At 57.3% G+C, this 16,011-nt stretch carries 17 protein-coding genes; 8 read left to right on the top strand and 9 right to left on the bottom strand.

The window, feature by feature from the left end; genetic code table 11:
- Positions 1-34 precede the first annotated feature (34 nt).
- Genes ACR0ES_RS18435 through ACR0ES_RS18425 form a run of 3 tightly spaced genes read left to right on the top strand, consistent with a single transcriptional unit; the run spans position 35 to position 1,887 of the window.
- Entirely contained in the window at positions 35-775 is a 741-nt protein-coding gene (locus ACR0ES_RS18435) for an amino acid ABC transporter ATP-binding protein (RefSeq protein WP_480833310.1), read from the top strand.
- A 9-nt stretch (positions 776-784) separates the two neighbouring features.
- Positions 785-1,540 carry an amino acid ABC transporter permease gene (locus ACR0ES_RS18430; protein ID WP_480833311.1) on the top strand — a complete coding sequence of 252 codons (756 nt, stop codon included), beginning with the start codon at positions 785-787 and terminating at the stop codon, positions 1,538-1,540.
- 11 nt (positions 1,541-1,551) lie between these two features.
- The gene (locus ACR0ES_RS18425; RefSeq protein ID WP_209599036.1) at positions 1,552-1,887 is read left to right on the top strand and encodes a carboxymuconolactone decarboxylase family protein; all 336 of its coding nucleotides are present in this window, start codon (positions 1,552-1,554) and stop codon (positions 1,885-1,887) included.
- Positions 1,888-1,918: 31 nt separating this feature from the next.
- On the opposite strand, the gene ACR0ES_RS18420 is transcribed toward ACR0ES_RS18425, so the two are convergent.
- Entirely contained in the window at positions 1,919-2,851 is a 933-nt protein-coding gene (locus tag ACR0ES_RS18420) for a hydrogen peroxide-inducible genes activator (RefSeq protein WP_480484653.1), read from the bottom strand.
- Between the two features lie 107 nt (positions 2,852-2,958).
- Between ACR0ES_RS18420 and katG the strand changes: the two genes are divergently transcribed.
- Complete coding sequence (gene katG, locus ACR0ES_RS18415; protein ID WP_480484654.1) at positions 2,959-5,139, top strand: catalase/peroxidase HPI; 2,181 nt, start codon at positions 2,959-2,961, stop codon at positions 5,137-5,139.
- A gap of 69 nt (positions 5,140-5,208) precedes the next feature.
- Here katG and ACR0ES_RS18410 read toward each other — a convergent pair whose 3' ends face one another.
- From ACR0ES_RS18410 to ACR0ES_RS18385, 6 genes are all read right to left on the bottom strand, one after another.
- Entirely contained in the window at positions 5,209-6,051 is an 843-nt protein-coding gene (locus tag ACR0ES_RS18410; RefSeq protein WP_480871465.1) for a fumarylacetoacetate hydrolase family protein, read from the bottom strand.
- 18 nt (positions 6,052-6,069) lie between these two features.
- Entirely contained in the window at positions 6,070-6,825 is a 756-nt protein-coding gene (locus ACR0ES_RS18405; RefSeq protein ID WP_480871464.1) for an SDR family oxidoreductase, read from the bottom strand.
- A gap of 134 nt (positions 6,826-6,959) precedes the next feature.
- Positions 6,960-7,790 carry an amidohydrolase family protein gene (locus tag ACR0ES_RS18400; protein ID WP_480484657.1) on the bottom strand — a complete coding sequence of 277 codons (831 nt, stop codon included), beginning with the start codon at positions 7,788-7,790 and terminating at the stop codon, positions 6,960-6,962.
- Positions 7,787-8,215 carry an RbsD/FucU family protein gene (locus tag ACR0ES_RS18395; protein ID WP_480871463.1) on the bottom strand — a complete coding sequence of 143 codons (429 nt, stop codon included), beginning with the start codon at positions 8,213-8,215 and terminating at the stop codon, positions 7,787-7,789. The genes ACR0ES_RS18400 and ACR0ES_RS18395 overlap by 4 nt, the downstream gene beginning before the upstream one ends.
- Positions 8,205-9,257 carry an aldo/keto reductase gene (locus ACR0ES_RS18390; RefSeq protein WP_480871462.1) on the bottom strand — a complete coding sequence of 351 codons (1,053 nt, stop codon included), beginning with the start codon at positions 9,255-9,257 and terminating at the stop codon, positions 8,205-8,207. The genes ACR0ES_RS18395 and ACR0ES_RS18390 overlap by 11 nt, the downstream gene beginning before the upstream one ends.
- Positions 9,254-9,991, bottom strand: coding sequence for a GntR family transcriptional regulator (locus ACR0ES_RS18385; protein WP_209599029.1), 738 nt, complete (start codon positions 9,989-9,991; stop codon positions 9,254-9,256). Before ACR0ES_RS18385 ends, ACR0ES_RS18390 begins: the two co-directional genes overlap by 4 nt.
- Positions 9,992-10,072: 81 nt before the next feature.
- On the opposite strand from ACR0ES_RS18385, the gene ACR0ES_RS18380 reads away from it, so the two are divergent.
- From ACR0ES_RS18380 to ACR0ES_RS18365, 4 genes are read left to right on the top strand one after another with little or no spacing between them, the layout of a single operon-like run.
- Positions 10,073-11,626, top strand: coding sequence for a UxaA family hydrolase (locus tag ACR0ES_RS18380; protein ID WP_480484661.1), 1,554 nt, complete (start codon positions 10,073-10,075; stop codon positions 11,624-11,626).
- A 41-nt stretch (positions 11,627-11,667) separates the two neighbouring features.
- Positions 11,668-13,191, top strand: a complete 1,524-nt coding sequence (locus ACR0ES_RS18375; protein ID WP_480488852.1) for a sugar ABC transporter ATP-binding protein — start codon at positions 11,668-11,670, stop codon at positions 13,189-13,191.
- A complete protein-coding gene (locus ACR0ES_RS18370) occupies positions 13,191-14,198 on the top strand; it encodes an ABC transporter permease (RefSeq protein WP_480588693.1) in 1,008 nt (335 codons plus the stop codon). The genes ACR0ES_RS18375 and ACR0ES_RS18370 overlap by 1 nt, the downstream gene beginning before the upstream one ends.
- A 44-nt stretch (positions 14,199-14,242) precedes the next feature.
- The gene (locus tag ACR0ES_RS18365) at positions 14,243-15,187 is read left to right on the top strand and encodes a substrate-binding domain-containing protein (protein ID WP_480871461.1); all 945 of its coding nucleotides are present in this window, start codon (positions 14,243-14,245) and stop codon (positions 15,185-15,187) included.
- 54 nt (positions 15,188-15,241) lie between these two features.
- Here the strand turns inward: ACR0ES_RS18365 and ACR0ES_RS18360 are convergent, their stop codons facing one another.
- Together ACR0ES_RS18360 and ACR0ES_RS18355 are read right to left on the bottom strand one after the other, a co-directional pair.
- Positions 15,242-15,541 carry a CcdB family protein gene (locus ACR0ES_RS18360; RefSeq protein ID WP_480871460.1) on the bottom strand — a complete coding sequence of 100 codons (300 nt, stop codon included), beginning with the start codon at positions 15,539-15,541 and terminating at the stop codon, positions 15,242-15,244.
- Positions 15,541-15,771, bottom strand: a complete 231-nt coding sequence (locus tag ACR0ES_RS18355) for a type II toxin-antitoxin system CcdA family antitoxin (RefSeq protein WP_480871459.1) — start codon at positions 15,769-15,771, stop codon at positions 15,541-15,543. The genes ACR0ES_RS18360 and ACR0ES_RS18355 overlap by 1 nt, the downstream gene beginning before the upstream one ends.
- Between the last annotated feature and the right edge of the window lie 240 nt (positions 15,772-16,011).

The following is a 16,011-nucleotide window of genomic DNA, read 5'->3' as shown; positions in this document are numbered from 1 at the left end:
TTACTATGGGGCAAAAACGGGGGCAGTTCAGCTTATGGCAGGCGCCGCAATCGAGCTTGTGGGCGTGAATAAGTGGTATGACACATTTCACGTTCTCAAGGACATCAACCTGACGGTCAGCAGCGGCGAAAAGGTGGTGATTTGCGGGCCTTCGGGGTCAGGCAAATCCACGGTCGTTCGGTGTATCAACCGGTTGGAAAAACACCAGAAAGGTATCATTCGGATAGATGGGGTTGAGCTGTCGGATGACGCCAAGTCTACGGCAACCATACGGTCCGATGTCGGAATGGTGTTCCAGCAATTCAATCTGTTTCCGCATTTGACCGTTTTGGAAAACCTGACTTTGGGTCCGATCAAAGCGCGCGGCCTGAGCCGGAAGGACGCGGAGGAAAAAGCGCGCCATTATCTGGATCGGGTACATATCCCCGATCAGGCGGACAAAAAGCCCATGCAGTTGTCTGGTGGCCAGCAGCAACGCGTAGCGATTGCACGATCCTTGTGCATGGAACCGCGCGCGCTGTTGTTCGATGAACCCACGTCGGCTCTGGACCCCGAGATGATCTCGGAAGTGTTGGAAGTTATGGTTGAACTGGCAAATGAGGGCATGACCATGGTGGTTGTGACCCACGAAATGGGATTTGCCCGCAAAGTTGCCGACAAGATGGTCTTCATGGATGCCGGTGAGATTGTCGAAGAAGGCAAGCCGGAGCATTTCTTTACCAACCCTCAGTCAGACCGCTGTCGCAAATTCCTGTCTCAGATTCTGCAGCACTGAGAGGGGCAGATGAAAAAACTTCTACTAGTCGTACCTTTGCTGCTGGCAGGCTGTTCTTCATCCCAGACCTGGGGCTGGTATGTGATCGACCCGACTACAGCATCGGGGTGGATCAATGTGAAATTCCTGATCTCGGGGATGGGTTCAACGATTCAGATTTCACTGATCGCCGCCGTGCTGTCGATCGTCATCGGATTGCTGGTGGCCCTGCCGGGATTGTCCGAAAAACGTGGCTGGCGGCTGGTCAACCGTGTTTACGTTGAATTCATTCGGGCCATTCCCTTGCTGCCGATGCTGTTTTGGGTCTTTTACGGCTTGCCCATCGTGTTCAAGTCGATGGGCATGAACGTACCAATTGACCCGTTCTGGGGTGCAATCATCACCCTGGCGATTTCCGACAGCGCCTTCACTGCGGAAATTTACCGCGCAGGCATTCAATCCATTGCGCGCGGTCAAAGCGAAGCGGCGCAGACCATCGGGCTGAACTATGTGCAGACCATGCGCTACGTGATCCTGCCGCAGGCAATCCGGCGCATTCTGCCGCCCTTGGCAAACCAGTTCATCTACATCGTCAAGATGAGTGCATTCGCCAGCGTCATCGGGATGCAGGAACTGACCCGCCGCGCGAATGAGCTGGTGGTTACCGAATACCGCCCGTTGGAAATCTATACCCTGTTGATCTTTGAATACCTGATCCTGGTTCTGATCATCAGTACGGGTGTGCGCTGGCTGGAGCGTCGCATGGGCGCGGACGAGCGCGGATAAGGAGAATGGATATGGACTGGAAAGCTTTCATGGCCGAGACCGAGGCCAATATCGGAACTTTTTCAAAGGAAGTGCCCGAAACCGTGCGCGGCTTTGGCATCATGGGCAAGGCCGCCAAGACCAATGGCGCACTAAGTGAGAAAACCAAGGAATTCATGGCCCTTGGCATCGCCATTGCGACCCGCTGCGACAGTTGCATAGGGTTTCACGTGCGTTCCCTTGTCCGGCTGGGTGCAACCCGAGACGAGATGTGCGAGGCCTTGGCGATGGCGACCTATATGGGCGGCGGGCCGTCTTATGCTTACAGCGCCAAAGCGCTGAAGGCTTATGATGTGTTTTCCGGGTAATTGCCGCGCATAGCATTAATGCGGGTTATGATCAGGCGTTTGGTTCCGGTTTCATTTGCCCCATGCCTCCCGCGTTTTCTTCTGCGGTTTTGCGAATAATTGCACCGATTTTCAGAAGGTTTTCGCCCAGCGGGTTGGTCTTTCGCCAGATCAGGCCGATGGTTCGGGTTGGTGGGGTGTCCTGAAAGCGGGCGATGGACACGTCGGCAGACCGGGTTTCCAGCCCCACGGCCATTTCCGGTATCAGCGTCACACCGATGCCCGCCCCGACCATCTGTACCAGTGTGGACAGAGAACTGCCCTCCATAATGTGCTGCGGTTCGATATTGCGGATCGAACAGAAGGAAAGCGCCTGATCTCTGAAACAATGCCCTTCTTCCAGCAACAACAGCCGCATCGTTCTGAGCTGTGACGAACTTGGCATTGGCAACCCGGCGTCCCGCGCCGGGCGAACCAGCAGAAAGTCTTCGTTAAACAACGAAAATTCCCGAAGGCTGGGCTCCGATACTGGCAAAGCGACAACGGCAAAATCCAGTCTTGAGTCCAAAATTTCGCCGATCAGGGTTTGGGTGATGGTCTCTTTGGGCTCGATCGTCAGCTGTGGGAATCGTTGCGACAGTGCCTTGATGATTGATGGCAGCAAGTAAGGCGCGACCGTGGGGATGACCCCGATTCTGATGCGACCCGACAAGGGACCAGCGGAAGATTGCACAAGATTCCCCAAATCTTCGACCCGCGTCAGGATTTCGCGGCCATGTTTTAGGACATCTTCGCCAAGCGCGGTCAGGCGCGTCTCGCGCGCTGCGCGTTCGACCAAGGGGCCACCCATGATGGCCTCCAGCTCTTTGATTTGTATGGAAAGCGCGGGTTGCGAAATCGCGCTGGCCGCCGCGGCTTTGCCAAAATGGCGGTAGGTGGCAAGCGCTTCAAAGTAGCGCAGGTGTTTAAGCGTGAGTGACTTCATAGAAAAAACTAATCACAATGATAGTAATTACAAATTTCCAATTATCGAAACTGTGGGATACGAGTCAAGACATCTGAACCCCTCAGTAAATACTCAGGAGATTTACAATGGACGGCAATCCCCACAATCATCAATCCGGCGGCTGCCCAGTCTTGCATGGCGGGAACACGGGCACAGGCAACTCTGTCACCAAATGGTGGCCGGATGCGCTGAACCTGGACATTCTGAGCCAGCACGACACCCGCACCAACCCGATGGACGCGGATTACAACCACCGCGAAGCGGTCAAAGGGCTGGATTTCAATGCTGTTCGTGCTGACGTCGAAGCGTTGCTGACCGACAGTCAGGACTGGTGGCCAGCCGATTGGGGCCACTATGGCGGCCTGATGATCCGACTGGCGTGGCACTCTGCCGGGTCGTACCGCCTGGGGGATGGTCGCGGCGGCGCAGGTTCGGGCAACATCCGTTTTGCACCGCTGAACTCTTGGCCGGACAATGCCAGCCTTGATAAAGCGCGCCGTCTGCTCTGGCCGGTGAAAAAGAAATACGGCAACGCGCTGTCCTGGGCAGACCTGATTGTTTTGTCGGGAACGGTTGCCTACGAATCCATGGGTCTGAAGACCTTTGGCTTTGGCTTTGGCCGCGAAGATATCTGGGGCCCGGAAAAAGACGTCTATTGGGGGTCGGAAAACCAGTGGCTGGCCCCGTCCGAGAACCGCTATGGCGATCTGGAAACTCCCGGAACGCTGGAAAACCCGCTGGGTGCGGTGCATATGGGCCTGATCTATGTGAACCCAGAAGGTGTGAACGGCAACCCGGATCCAGCAAGAACTGCGCTGCACATCCGTGAAACCTTTGCCCGCATGGCGATGAATGACGAAGAGACCGCCGCGTTGACCTGTGGTGGTCACACGGTCGGCAAAGCGCATGGCGCGATGGCGGGTGATCATATCGGCGCCGAACCCGAAGCCTGCCCGGTTTCCGCTCAGGGTCTGGGATGGGACAACCCCGATCAAAACGGCAAGGCAACCAACGCGTTCACGTCTGGTATCGAGGGTGCGTGGACGAAAAACCCGACCAAATTCGATATGGGCTTTTTCGATTACCTGTTCGGCTATGAGTGGGAATTGGGTAAATCGCCCGCGGGTGCACAACAGTGGCAGCCCATCGACATGCCGGAAGAGGAAAAGCCGGTCGACCCGACCGACCCTTCGGTTCGGCGTATGCCGGTCATGACCGATGCGGACATGGCAATGAAGATCGATCCTATTTACAACGCGATCTGTCAGAAGTTCATGGCTGACCCGGATTACTTTGCTGACACTTTTGCCCGCGCGTGGTTCAAGCTGACCCACCGCGATATGGGGCCACGTGTCAACTACTATGGCCCAGACGTCCCGTCAGAAGAGCTGATCTGGCAGGACCCGATCCCTGTCGGTTCGACCGGGTATGACGTCGATGCCGTCAAAGCAAAGATCGCCGACAGTGGTCTGACCGCGGTCGAGATGATCACCACCGCGTGGGACAGTGCCCGTACCTTCCGTGGCTCGGACAAACGCGGCGGAGCAAATGGTGCGCGTATCCGTCTGGCACCGCAGAAAGACTGGGCAGGGAACGAGCCCGAACGTCTGGCAAAAGTGCTGGGCGTGCTGGAGCCGATTGCAGCGGAAACCGGGGCCTCGATCGCCGACGTGATCGTTCTGGCGGGTAACGTTGGTCTGGAACAGTCGATCAAAGCCGCAGGCTTTGACGTGACGGTTCCGTTCTCGGCTGGTCGCGGCGACGCAACGGATGAGCAGACCGATGCCGACAGCTTCTCGGTGCTGGAGCCGCTGGCGGACGGGTTCAGAAACTGGCAGCTGAAGGAATACGCGGTATCACCCGAGGCGATGATGCTGGACCGCGCGCAACTGCTGGGTCTGACCGCAGCCGAAATGACGGTTCTGGTGGGTGGCCTGCGTGTGCTGGGCGCCAATCATGGCGGCTCGGCGCATGGGGTCTTCACGGATCGCGTGGGTCAGTTGACCACCGACTTCTTCGTCAACCTGACGGATATGTCGCTCAGCTGGCACCCGGTTGACGGCGGCACATATGAGCTGCGTGATCGCGCCTCGGGCGAGGTCAGGTTCACCGCTACCAGCGCGGATCTGGTCTTCGGCTCGAACTCGATCCTGCGTGGCTACGCCGAGGTCTATGCCCAGGACGATAATGCCCAGAAGTTCGTGCGGGACTTCGTGGCGGCCTGGACAAAGGTCATGACCAACGACCGGTTCGATCTGGTAGCCTAAGTCAAAAATCGTCAGGCGAGGGAAACCTCGCCTGATATTGTGTTCGGGCAGACATCTGATAGTGCCCGATTATCCCGCGATCACATTCTGTTTTTGAACACCCAGGCCTTCGATGCCCAATTCCATCGTGTCGCCGGGTTTCAGATAGACTTGCGGGTTTTGCCCCATGCCCACACCCGGCGGAGTTCCGGTCGAGATCACATCGCCCGGTTGCAGGGACATGAATTGCGACAGGTGTGAGATCACAGTTGCCACCCCGAAGTGCATCGTCCGGGTCGAGCCGTCCTGATAACGGTGGCCGTTGACCTCAAGATACATCGGCAGATTCTGAGGGTCTGCAACCTCGTCCCGCGTCACCAGCCATGGACCGATGGGGCCGAATGTGTCTGCCGACTTGCCCTTGACCCACTGCCCCGAGCGGTGAAGCTGAAAATCACGTTCTGACAGGTCATTGACCACACAATAGCCCGCGACGTGATCCATCGCTTCGGCCTCGGAGATGTATTTCGCTTCCTTGCCGATCACCACGCCCAACTCGACCTCCCAGTCGGTCTTGACGGACCCGCGCGGGATTTCTACCGTGTCATTCGGCCCGACAATGGCCGATGTCGCCTTGAAAAAGATCACAGGTTCCTGCGGCAACTCCATACCGCTTTCTGCCGCGTGGTCGGCATAGTTCAGGCCGATGCAAATGAATTTGCCCACATGGCCGACACACGCCCCTAAACGGGTGTTGCCTTCAACCTTCGGCAAATCCTGTGCATCCAGCGTGCGCAGTCGCGCCAAACCTTCGTCGCTCAGAACATCACCCGATATATCGTCGATGACGCCTGACAGGTCGCGAATTGTGCCATCGTCGTGCAGTAGCCCAGGCTTTTCTGCACCCAAGGCGCCAAACCGCAGTAGTTTCATATTGTGATCCCTTTCAGATTAAATCGCCCATCCGCCATCAATGGCAAAGGGCTGACCTGTGGTAAATGCGCTGCTGTCACTCGCAAGGTAGAGCGCCAGTTCGGCAATCTCGTCCGCGGTCCCAATGCGCCCCATCGGCTGGCGGGCGATGAAATCCGTCATCGCCTTTTCGTAGTCGCCCGTCGCCCGCAAACGCTCGTGCAGGCTGGGGCTGTCAACGGTGCCGGGGCAGATAGCATTGCACCGGATGCCCTGCGTGACGAAATCGGCGGCGATCGACTTGGTCAGGCCAATTACGGCAGCCTTTGATGCGCAATATACAAATCGGTTTGGAACGCCCTTCATCGACGAGGCGACCGAGGACATATTAATGATCGATCCTCCGCCGTTTCTTAACATCGCGGGCAGGGTCAGACGGATCAGGCGATACATGGCCTTCACATTAAGATCGAAACTGAAATCCCAGTCGTCCTCTTCGCACTCAAGAATGGTGCCGTTTGCCACGTAACCCGCGCAATTGAACAGGATATCCAACGGTGGCAATTCAGCCACGGCACGTTTTACGGCATGCGCGTCTGTCACGTCGAGATGGATTGGAGAGATCCTGTCGATCTCCGAAAGCCCGGCCAAAGTGGTTTCGTTGATGTCGCTTGCAAAGACATGCGCGCCTTCGGCTGCGAACAGTTCGGCCGTGGCACGTCCGATGCCCTGCCCAGCGGCGCTGATGAATGCGGTTTTGCCTTTTAGTCGGTCAGAAGGCTGATGCGATGTCATTCTGGTCCTCATGATTTTCCCGAAGCCGGGTGGTGTGTTGGGGATAACTGCCTTGTTGTTCGCGCCTCAGGGAAAAGATTGGGCAGGTTCAGCGGGCGCAAAGCAGTGCGTGTTTGGGGTTCGGTGCGGCACCGTCAAATCCTGATGTGATAAGCCTTTGCCGCATTCCCTCCAAGGATGGCCGCACGGTCATTGGAGGAAAGTGCGCTTAGCAGTTCGTCGGTTGCATCTACCCATCGTTCATAGCTGCTGGCCAATGTGCAGACCGGCCAGTCGCTGCCCCAGATCAACCGCGATGGTCCGAACGTGTTCAGTAGGTGATCCACATAGGGGTACAGGTCCCGAACCGTCCAGTCAGGTGCAGCTTCGGTGACAAGACCGGACAGTTTGCAGAACGCGTTGGTGTCCCGCGCGATGGCGGCCATGTCTTCGGCCCACCCGTCAAATGCACCGTCCCGGATCAGAGGTTTCGAGCCATGGTCAATCACAACCCGCATGTCCGGGTGCTGTGTCAGAAGGCGACGCAACGGCCCCAGGTGCCGGGGCAGGGTGAGGGCATCGAAAGTCAGATCTTTAGATTGGATGGCCTCAAAGGCAGGTCTCAGGGCTGCGCCGAGCATCCAGTTCGGATCAGCGATATCCTGAATCATTGGCCGCAGACCAACCAAAGCGGGATGAGTGGCTAGTCTGATGATTTGTGCACGCGCATCAGGGGCGTCGAAACCGACCCAGCCAACCACACCTTTGATAAAAGGTGTCTTGTCCGCCAGTGACAACAGGTACTTCGTTTCGGCGACGGTCGACGCTGCCTGAACCAGAATTGTCCCGTCGATGCCCTGTGCTTGCAACAATGGCGCAAGATCACCTGGCCCGAAGTCCCGGTAAATCTGGCCCAAATCCGGTGTCAGCCACCCATAGTCACCACGTGCCAGCGCCCAAAAATGCTGATGGGCGTCGATCTTCATGCAATCACGCCTTTCTTCAGGATGATGTTGCCGTACAGCCTGAGCTCGCCGGTCTGAATGATGGCAAATGCGGATGCCGCGCGTTGGTAGAAGTCGAACCGGTCCAGACCCTGAATTTGCGCGGGGTTGTCAGCCTGCGCGTCGATGATCTTTTGGAAATCTGCGACGGCCTCGGGCACGGCTTCGGGATCACCGACAACCTGCATGGTCAGCGCGGGGTCGGGTACGAATGTGTCCAGCGGCATGACAGACAACACCGCGCCAAGCAGATCACTTGCCGTTGAACCATCCGCACGAATGCAGTCAGGCCCAAGGTTGGAGCCCGGGAAATTGGCGTCCGCAATAACGATGTCATCGCCATGGCCCATGGCGCGCAAGGCGTACAGCAACTCAGGAGACAACAGCGGGTCGAGGTTACGCAGCATTGACAGGTTCCTTGGGCAAGGGGGCATCTGGCCGGATCAGGCCTTCGGTACGCAGGTCTGACCAAAGCTGGGCGGGGATAGTCCGCTCCAGCAGGGCGACATTGGCTTGAACCTCGGCCGCATTGACGGCGCCCGGAACAACCGTTTTCACGGCGGGGTGTCCCAGAACAAATTGCAGCGCGGCTGCGATCAGCGGTGTGTCATGGGCCGCACAGACAGTTTCGATCCTGCGCACCCGTTCAAGAATATCCTCAGGCGCATCGGAATAGTTATACTTGGCCCCAGGCACCGGTCCGGTGGCGAGGATACCTGAGTTATACGGCCCGCCCAGAATGATGCCCACATCGCGTTTCTCGCAAAGTGGCAGAAAACTGTCCAAAGCTTCCTGCTCCAAAAGCGTATACCGACCTGCCAGCAGGAACCCGTCGAAATCGCCAAGACCCAGCAGTTTTTCGCAAACCTGCCATTCATTCACGCCGGCGCCAATCGCAGCGATCTCACCTGCATCGCGCAGTTCAACCAGCGCCTTGTACCCGCCGCCATCGAACAACTCGCGCACTTTGGCGTCTGACATTTCCTGACTGCCCTGACTGAAAGCGCAGACGTCATGCACCAGAAGAATGTCCGCATTGGCAACACCTATCCGGTCCCGGCTTGCCTCATATGACCGCATGACGCCGTCATAGGTATAGTCGAACACAATGCGTTTCTGTGGTACGTCTACAAACGCTTCGGGTGTCACCTCATGTGGTTCGCAATCCAACAGCAGACGACCGATTTTGGTTGATAGCTGAATGTTCTCACGCCCAAACCGCCTGATCGCTTCGCCAAAGCGATACTCGGACCGCCCCAACCCGTATTGCGGCGCGGTGTCGAAGAACCGGATGCCTGCGTCAAAAGCGGATTGCAACGCAGCCTGCGCATCAGCATCCGAGACCTTGCGATAAAGATTGCCCAATGGCGCGCCGCCAAACCCCATACGGGTCAGCGGTACAGGCCGGGACGTCCTGTTGTTCAGAAGGGCGGTTTGCGAAACGGTCATCCTGCCTCTCGGGTGTTTTGGGGGTTTAAATTGAACAGTTGCGGTCTTTCCTGTTGCAGCCGTTCGATCCGAGGCATCAGTTGCCCAAGGTGATGGCGCATGGCGTCTTGTGCCGCACGTTCGTCATGGGCGCTGATGGCGTCGAATATCGCCCGGTGTTCGGCCAGTGTTTCCGCGATGCGGCCGGGTGTCGGCAACAGCAACATCCGCGCGCGGCTGACCTGTAACGACACGGTCTGTGCCACATCCGGCAGGCGCAACATTCCGGTGAACGCCATCAACAGGGCGTGGAATTCCTCATCTGCGTGATAGAACCCGGCAATGTCTTCATCTTCGATCAACAACTGTTGCAGGCGCACATTGCGGCTCAGCTTTTTGCGCTGATCTTCGGTCAGGTCACGCGCTACCTTGGCCACTGTTGCCAGCTCCAGGGCCTCTCGCAGAAAGGCCCCTTCGCGAATTTCATCCATCGAGAAATAGGACACGCGTGTACCCGATTGCGGCACCACATCCACCAGCCCTTCGGCGGCAAGCCTGGTTATGGCGTCCGCGACAGGTGCGCGGGACACACCCAACTGCGCGCAGATCGGCGCCTTGCGAAGGTTAGCGCCGGGGGGGAAATCCAATGCCAGGATCGCCTGTTTGATGGATTGGTAAACGCGCTGCGCGAGCGACCCCTCAAATGTTGAAATGTCGGGCAGGCGGGTGGCGTCAATGTCGTATGGGTGGTTCATGAATCTGAACTATCATACTAACATGTTAGTTGACAAGAGTGGATTATCCCCGTAGCTCTGTGGCGAACAAGCGGGGAATCCATGCGCCCAGTTTCAGAGATCAAAACCCCGGGAGGCCCGGCCCGTGACACAATCCGGCTGAACCCGGATGACAACGTGATCATCGCGTTGCGCGACCTGAAAGCCGACGCGCAACCGGATGGGATATCGATACGGCTTCCCACGGACATCGCACGCGGGCACAAGATCGCCACCGCCCCGATTGCGGCGGGTGAAAATGTGATCCGCTATGGACAGATCATAGGTCAGGCCAAAGCGGATATCGCCGCGGGCGAGCATGTTCATGTCCATAATCTGGGTATGGGGGCGCATCAGCAGGACTACGCATATGCAAGCGCGAACGCGCCGCTGCCCGAGATTTCAGGCGACCGTATCTTCCAGGGCTTCCACCGCGCCGATGGCAAGGTCGGCACGCGCAACTACATCGGCATTTTGACAACGGTGAATTGCTCTGGCTCCGTGGCGCGGTTCATCGCCGAAGCCGCCGAGAAACGGGGCTTATTGGACGCGTACCCGAATGTGGACGGTATCGTCCCGATCGTTCATGGCACTGGATGCGGCATGTCGGGCAAAGATGAAGGCTACGCCACGTTGTTTCGAACGCTGGCGGGATATGCCCAGCACCCGAATTTCGCCGGTATCCTGTTGATCGGTTTGGGCTGCGAGGTGATGCAGGTGGCCGATCTGGTTGGCGGTCGTCCGATCCGTCCTGATGGCGTGCTGCGTTACATGACCATTCAGAGTGAGGGCGGCACACGCCGTACCATTGAACGTGGATTGAACGAGCTGCGCGGGATTGCCGACCTCGCGAACAAGGCCGAACGCAAACCTGCGCCGATCAGTGCGATAACGGTCGGAATGCAATGCGGCGGGTCGGATGGGTATTCCGGGATCACCGCCAATCCTGCTTTGGGTTATGCGTCGGATCTGTTGGTGCGGCATGGCGGTACGACGATCCTGTCCGAAACCTCGGAAATCTATGGCGCGGAACACCTTTTGACCCGGCGGGCCGAGACCGTTGAGGTCGGGGAAAAGCTGATCGAACGCATTCGCTGGTGGGAGGGGTATACACAGCGCAACGGCGGCGAGATGAACAACAACCCAAGCCCGGGCAACAAGCGCGGCGGGTTGACGACCATTCTTGAGAAATCGCTTGGCGCCGTCGCCAAGGGCGGCACCGCGCCCTTGCGCGGTGTTTACAAGTTCGGCGAGAAAATCGACAAGGCCGGCTTTGTTTTCATGGACAGCCCCGGTTTTGATCCATGCTCGGTCACGGGGCAGGTAGCGTCAGGCGCGAACCTGATCGTGTTCACCACCGGGCGGGGCTCGGTTTCGGGATATCAACCAACACCCTGCATCAAGCTGGCTACCAATTCCGAAATGTATGCCCGGATGTCGGAAGACATGGATCTGAACTGTGGGGATATCGTCACAGACGGTGTGAGCATTGAGGCAAAAGGCGAAGAGCTGTTCGAAATGCTGATCCGCGTCGCATCGGGTGAACAAACAAAAAGCGAAGAACTTGGCTTTGGTGGGGTCGAATTTGTGCCCTGGCAAATCGGCGCGGTGATGTAGGCGGCACCACCCCTTGGGGAGAGGGGTGTTTGGGAGGATAAATGAAAAAACTGGTCGACATGTCGGGGATCGAGAAACACTTTCCCGGAGTCCATGCGCTGAAATCAGTGCAGTTCGATCTGGTGCCCGGTGAAGTCCATGCGCTGATGGGCGAGAACGGCGCGGGAAAAAGCACGCTGATGAAAATCCTCTCGGGGATTTATCAGCGCGACGGTGGCACATTGCAAATCGAAGGACGTGATGCAAACCCAACCACGCCACGCGAGGCGCAGGCTTTGGGTATCGGCATCATCCATCAGGAACTGAGCCTGATGAATGATCTGACAGTGGCACAGAATATTTTTATCGGCCGCGAACCTCGTAAACGGTTTGGCCGACTGAACGATGCTGCGTTGAATGCACATACGGCCGAGATCTTTGCGTCCATGAACCTAAACCTCGACCCCAAGGCGCAGGTCGGCAGTCTGACCATTGCGAAACAACAGATGGTCGAGATCGCCAAGGCTCTTTCTTACCGGTCCAGGGTTCTGATCATGGATGAACCGACCGCGGCCCTGAACGATGCTGAAATTGCCGAGCTGTTCGTGATCATCCGCCGTCTGAAGGCTGAAGGCGTGGGCATTGTCTATATCAGCCACAAAATGGATGAGCTGAAGCAGATTGCTGACCGGGTTACGGTGATGCGCGACGGAGAATACGTTGGCACCGTTGACGCGGCAGCAACGCCGATCAGCCAGATTATCGCGATGATGGTAGGTCGCGAAGTCAAGGAAGAGCCGCTGGCCCCCCCCGATCTGAGCGATGCCGAGGTTTCGCTGGAAGTGACCGGGCTGTGTCGGGGTCACGAAATCCGCGATGTCAGCTTTTCGGTCCTGAAGGGTGAGATCCTGGGCTTTGCCGGGCTGATGGGGGCCGGACGTACCGAAGTTGCGCGGGCAATCTTCGGGGCTGATCCCAAAGATAGCGGAGAAATCCGGGTGCATGGGCAGGTGGTCTCGATCAGGACACCATCCGATGCCGTCAAGGCGGGCATCGGCTATCTTTCCGAGGATCGCAAGCATTTCGGCCTCGCCACAGGGATGAGCGTTCGTGACAATGTTGCCTTGGCTTCGATGGATATGTTCACCGGACGTGTCGGTGTTCTGAACGATGGTGAAATCAGCACGACGGCCAAGGGTTACATCACGCAGCTGGGCATTCGCACGCCTTCGGACACGCAGGAGGTACGCCTGCTGTCCGGCGGCAATCAGCAGAAAGTTGTCATTGCCAAATGGCTGCTGCGGGATTGCGATATCCTGATTTTCGATGAGCCCACGCGCGGTATCGACGTGGGCGCAAAATCTGAAATCTACAAGCTGCTGGAAGAACTGGCCGGGCAGGGCAAGACGATCATCGTGATTTCGTCGGAACTGCCCGAGATCATGCGCCTAAGCCATCGCATTGCCGTGATGTGCGAAGGCCGACTGACCGGCATTTTGCCGGGCGGCAAAGCCACCACTCAGGAAGACATCATGCATCTGGCGACACAGCGGGCGGCGGCGATGCAGATAACAGGAACAGCGTAATGACCTCAGCAACGGAAATCGAAAAGAAAAGCCCACTGGCGGGGCTCTCGGAAAGCGGCGCCTATCAAAAGCTGCTGGCCTTCGCCAGCTTGATTGCCTTGCTGATCGGGTTTTCAATCGCGTCGCCGAACTTCATGCAAACTTCGAACATGATCGCCATCTTGCAGGCGACATCGGTCAATGGGGTGCTGGCGGTTGCTGCAACACTGGTCATCATAACTGGCGGGATCGACCTCTCCGTGGGAACTCTGATGACGTTCTGTGCCGTTATCGCCGGTGTCGTGCTGACCTATCTCGGAATGCCACTGTTGTTGGGGGTTACGGCAGCGATTGCGGCGGGTGCGTTCTGCGGGCTGTGCTCGGGCACCTTTGTCGCCAAGATGAAAATCCCGCCCTTCATTGCCACGCTGGGTATGATGCTGATCCTAAAAGGGTTGTCGCTGGTGATTTCCGGCACGCGGCCCATCTACTTCAACGACACGCCGGGCTTTGACCAGATTTCGCGCGGGTCGCTGATCGGAGAGGTTTTTCCCGCATTGCCGATCCCCAATGGCGTGCTGATCCTTTTCCTTGTTGCCATTGCAGCTTCGTACATTCTGGGGCGCACGGTTCTGGGCAGATACACATTTGCGCTGGGATCAAACGAAGAGGCGGTGCGCCTATCGGGGGTGAATACCGATCTTTGGAAGATGCGCATTTACGCTCTGGCAGGTGGGATCTGCGGTATCGGTGGAATTCTGATCGCGTCGCGACTGAATTCGGCGCAGCCCGCGCTGGGGCTTGGCTACGAGCTGGAAGCCATCGCTGCCGTCGTGATCGGGGGCACGTCCCTGTCCGGTGGGCGTGGTACAATCCTTGGAACCCTGATCGGTGCCCTGATCATGGCAGTTCTGACCAATGGTTTGCGGGTGCTGTCCGTCGCGCAGGAATGGCAGACCGTTGTCACCGGCGCGATCATCATTCTGGCCGTTTACGCCGATATGGCGCGGCGCAGGAAGACAGGTTGAACAGTCACAAAAATCAGAAACGAAGACCAACTGGAGGAGAAGACATGCTAACACGTCGTTTCATTTTGGGGGCCCTGAGTGCGGCCAGCCTTTCGATACCTGCAACTATGTCATCGGCGGAAGACATATATATTCCGCTGGTGTCCAAAGGGTTTCAGCACCAGTTCTGGCAGGCGGTAAAGTCCGGTGCGGAACAGGCCGCCGAGGAATACGGTGTCACGATCACCTTTGAAGGCCCGGACAACGAAACCATGGTGGATCGTCAGATCGACATGCTGGCGGCGGCCTTGGCCAATAACCCCAAGGCCATCGGTTTTGCCGCTCTGGACAGCCAGGCCGCCATTCCACTGCTTAAGCAAGCTGATGAAAAAGGCATTCCGATCATCGCTTTTGACAGTGGCGTTGACAGCGACATTCCGGTTTCAACAGCAACAACGGATAATCAGGCCGCGGCTGCGCTGGCTGCGGACAAGATGGCCGAGATGATTGGCGGCAAAGGCAAAGTGGCCGTTGTTGCGCATGACCAGACCAGCCGCACAGGCATCGACCGGCGCGACGGCTTCGTCAATCGCATTGCCGAAAAATACCCGGACATCGAAGTTGTCACGGTTCAATACGGTCAGGGTGACCACCTGAAATCGACCGAGGTGACCAAAGCGATCCTGACGGCGAACCCCGATCTGAATGGCATCTTCGGCACCAACGAAGGCTCGGCCATCGGTGTGGTGAACGGGGTGCAGGAACTGGGGACCGAGGGGCTGGTCATCATCGGATATGACAGTGGCAAGGCCCAGAGAGATGCGATCAAAAGCGGGCTGATGGCGGGTGCAATCACTCAGAATCCCGTGGGCATCGGGTATGAAACCGTCAAGGCTGCTGTGGCCGCGATGAAGGGTGAAGAAGTTCCTGCCCTGATTGATACCGGGTTCTACTATTACGACGCATCCAACATCGACGATCCGAAGATCGCGGCAGTGCTGTACGACTGATCTTCATTGTCATACTTGTTCCTGGCTCTTGGTTCTCCAAGGGCCAGAAGCTTGTCAGAATCCCTGCATTAGCATGTCGACGCCGGCGGTGATCTGCGCAAAGTGATCATCAAGGTTGTCGACCGGCGATTTTAGAAGGCCCACCGGAACAGCAGCCATGAATTGGGTTGCCATAACAAACGGTTTGCCCTGGATATCAAAGACGGGATTGAGCCGGGTGGCTGGGATCGGCGCGGTCGCTTCGGGAAGCAGTGGCACGACGACGCGTGTGTTCAACCCGCTCAGCAGATCGCTCTGGATGTCCAGAAGATACCCTTCACCTGACGGGTTGGGGAACACGTCGTATTTTGGCATCAGAACTGTCGGTAGGTGTCCAGCGGTAAGCCATTACGCTCGACATACGCGTTGGAACTCTCAAGTGCGGCCTTGTTTTCGGCTTTCCAGCGTTCAGCTTTTGCACTGGCGACTGCGGCCCGAATGCCGTCTTCGGCTGCGCGGGAAAGATTGATCTTCAGATCCCGCGCCTCAGACAGCATATCGCCATCCAGTGATAGATTTGTCGATCTACGAGATGGAGCATTCATTTGATTACCCTCAGATATGCGCCATTCTACCATCACACGGTATGCGCGTCAAACATGCGCATATTACGTGAAAAGCGGAAGCCCTCTGTTCAGCGGTACGTGGCAATCAGGAGGTTTTTGGCCTGAAAAGAGCTTTGCGCTCAGTTCTTGCCTCCCCTTATTATTCTGCGACTTTTTGTTTGTGTTTGTGTTTATTGAACTGTTGGTCGAAGAGGTTTTTGAAGGGTCCGTTTTTCTGCA

This window comes from Ruegeria sp. N7 (assembly GCF_056531345.1).
This window is presented reverse-complemented; position numbering and strand designations above follow the sequence as displayed.

Coding starts and splice junctions, on each gene's coding strand:
- ACR0ES_RS18435 (WP_480833310.1), top strand. CDS start 35: ATGGCAGGCGCCGCAATCGAGCTTGTGGGCGTGAATAAGTGGTATGAC.
- ACR0ES_RS18430 (WP_480833311.1), top strand. CDS start 785: ATGAAAAAACTTCTACTAGTCGTACCTTTGCTGCTGGCAGGCTGTTCT.
- ACR0ES_RS18425 (WP_209599036.1), top strand. CDS start 1,552: ATGGACTGGAAAGCTTTCATGGCCGAGACCGAGGCCAATATCGGAACT.
- ACR0ES_RS18420 (WP_480484653.1), bottom strand. CDS start 2,851: ATGAAGTCACTCACGCTTAAACACCTGCGCTACTTTGAAGCGCTTGCC.
- katG (WP_480484654.1), top strand. CDS start 2,959: ATGGACGGCAATCCCCACAATCATCAATCCGGCGGCTGCCCAGTCTTG.
- ACR0ES_RS18410 (WP_480871465.1), bottom strand. CDS start 6,051: ATGAAACTACTGCGGTTTGGCGCCTTGGGTGCAGAAAAGCCTGGGCTA.
- ACR0ES_RS18405 (WP_480871464.1), bottom strand. CDS start 6,825: ATGACATCGCATCAGCCTTCTGACCGACTAAAAGGCAAAACCGCATTC.
- ACR0ES_RS18400 (WP_480484657.1), bottom strand. CDS start 7,790: ATGAAGATCGACGCCCATCAGCATTTTTGGGCGCTGGCACGTGGTGAC.
- ACR0ES_RS18395 (WP_480871463.1), bottom strand. CDS start 8,215: ATGCTGCGTAACCTCGACCCGCTGTTGTCTCCTGAGTTGCTGTACGCC.
- ACR0ES_RS18390 (WP_480871462.1), bottom strand. CDS start 9,257: ATGACCGTTTCGCAAACCGCCCTTCTGAACAACAGGACGTCCCGGCCT.
- ACR0ES_RS18385 (WP_209599029.1), bottom strand. CDS start 9,991: ATGAACCACCCATACGACATTGACGCCACCCGCCTGCCCGACATTTCA.
- ACR0ES_RS18380 (WP_480484661.1), top strand. CDS start 10,073: ATGCGCCCAGTTTCAGAGATCAAAACCCCGGGAGGCCCGGCCCGTGAC.
- ACR0ES_RS18375 (WP_480488852.1), top strand. CDS start 11,668: ATGAAAAAACTGGTCGACATGTCGGGGATCGAGAAACACTTTCCCGGA.
- ACR0ES_RS18370 (WP_480588693.1), top strand. CDS start 13,191: ATGACCTCAGCAACGGAAATCGAAAAGAAAAGCCCACTGGCGGGGCTC.
- ACR0ES_RS18365 (WP_480871461.1), top strand. CDS start 14,243: ATGCTAACACGTCGTTTCATTTTGGGGGCCCTGAGTGCGGCCAGCCTT.
- ACR0ES_RS18360 (WP_480871460.1), bottom strand. CDS start 15,541: ATGCCAAAATACGACGTGTTCCCCAACCCGTCAGGTGAAGGGTATCTT.
- ACR0ES_RS18355 (WP_480871459.1), bottom strand. CDS start 15,771: ATGAATGCTCCATCTCGTAGATCGACAAATCTATCACTGGATGGCGAT.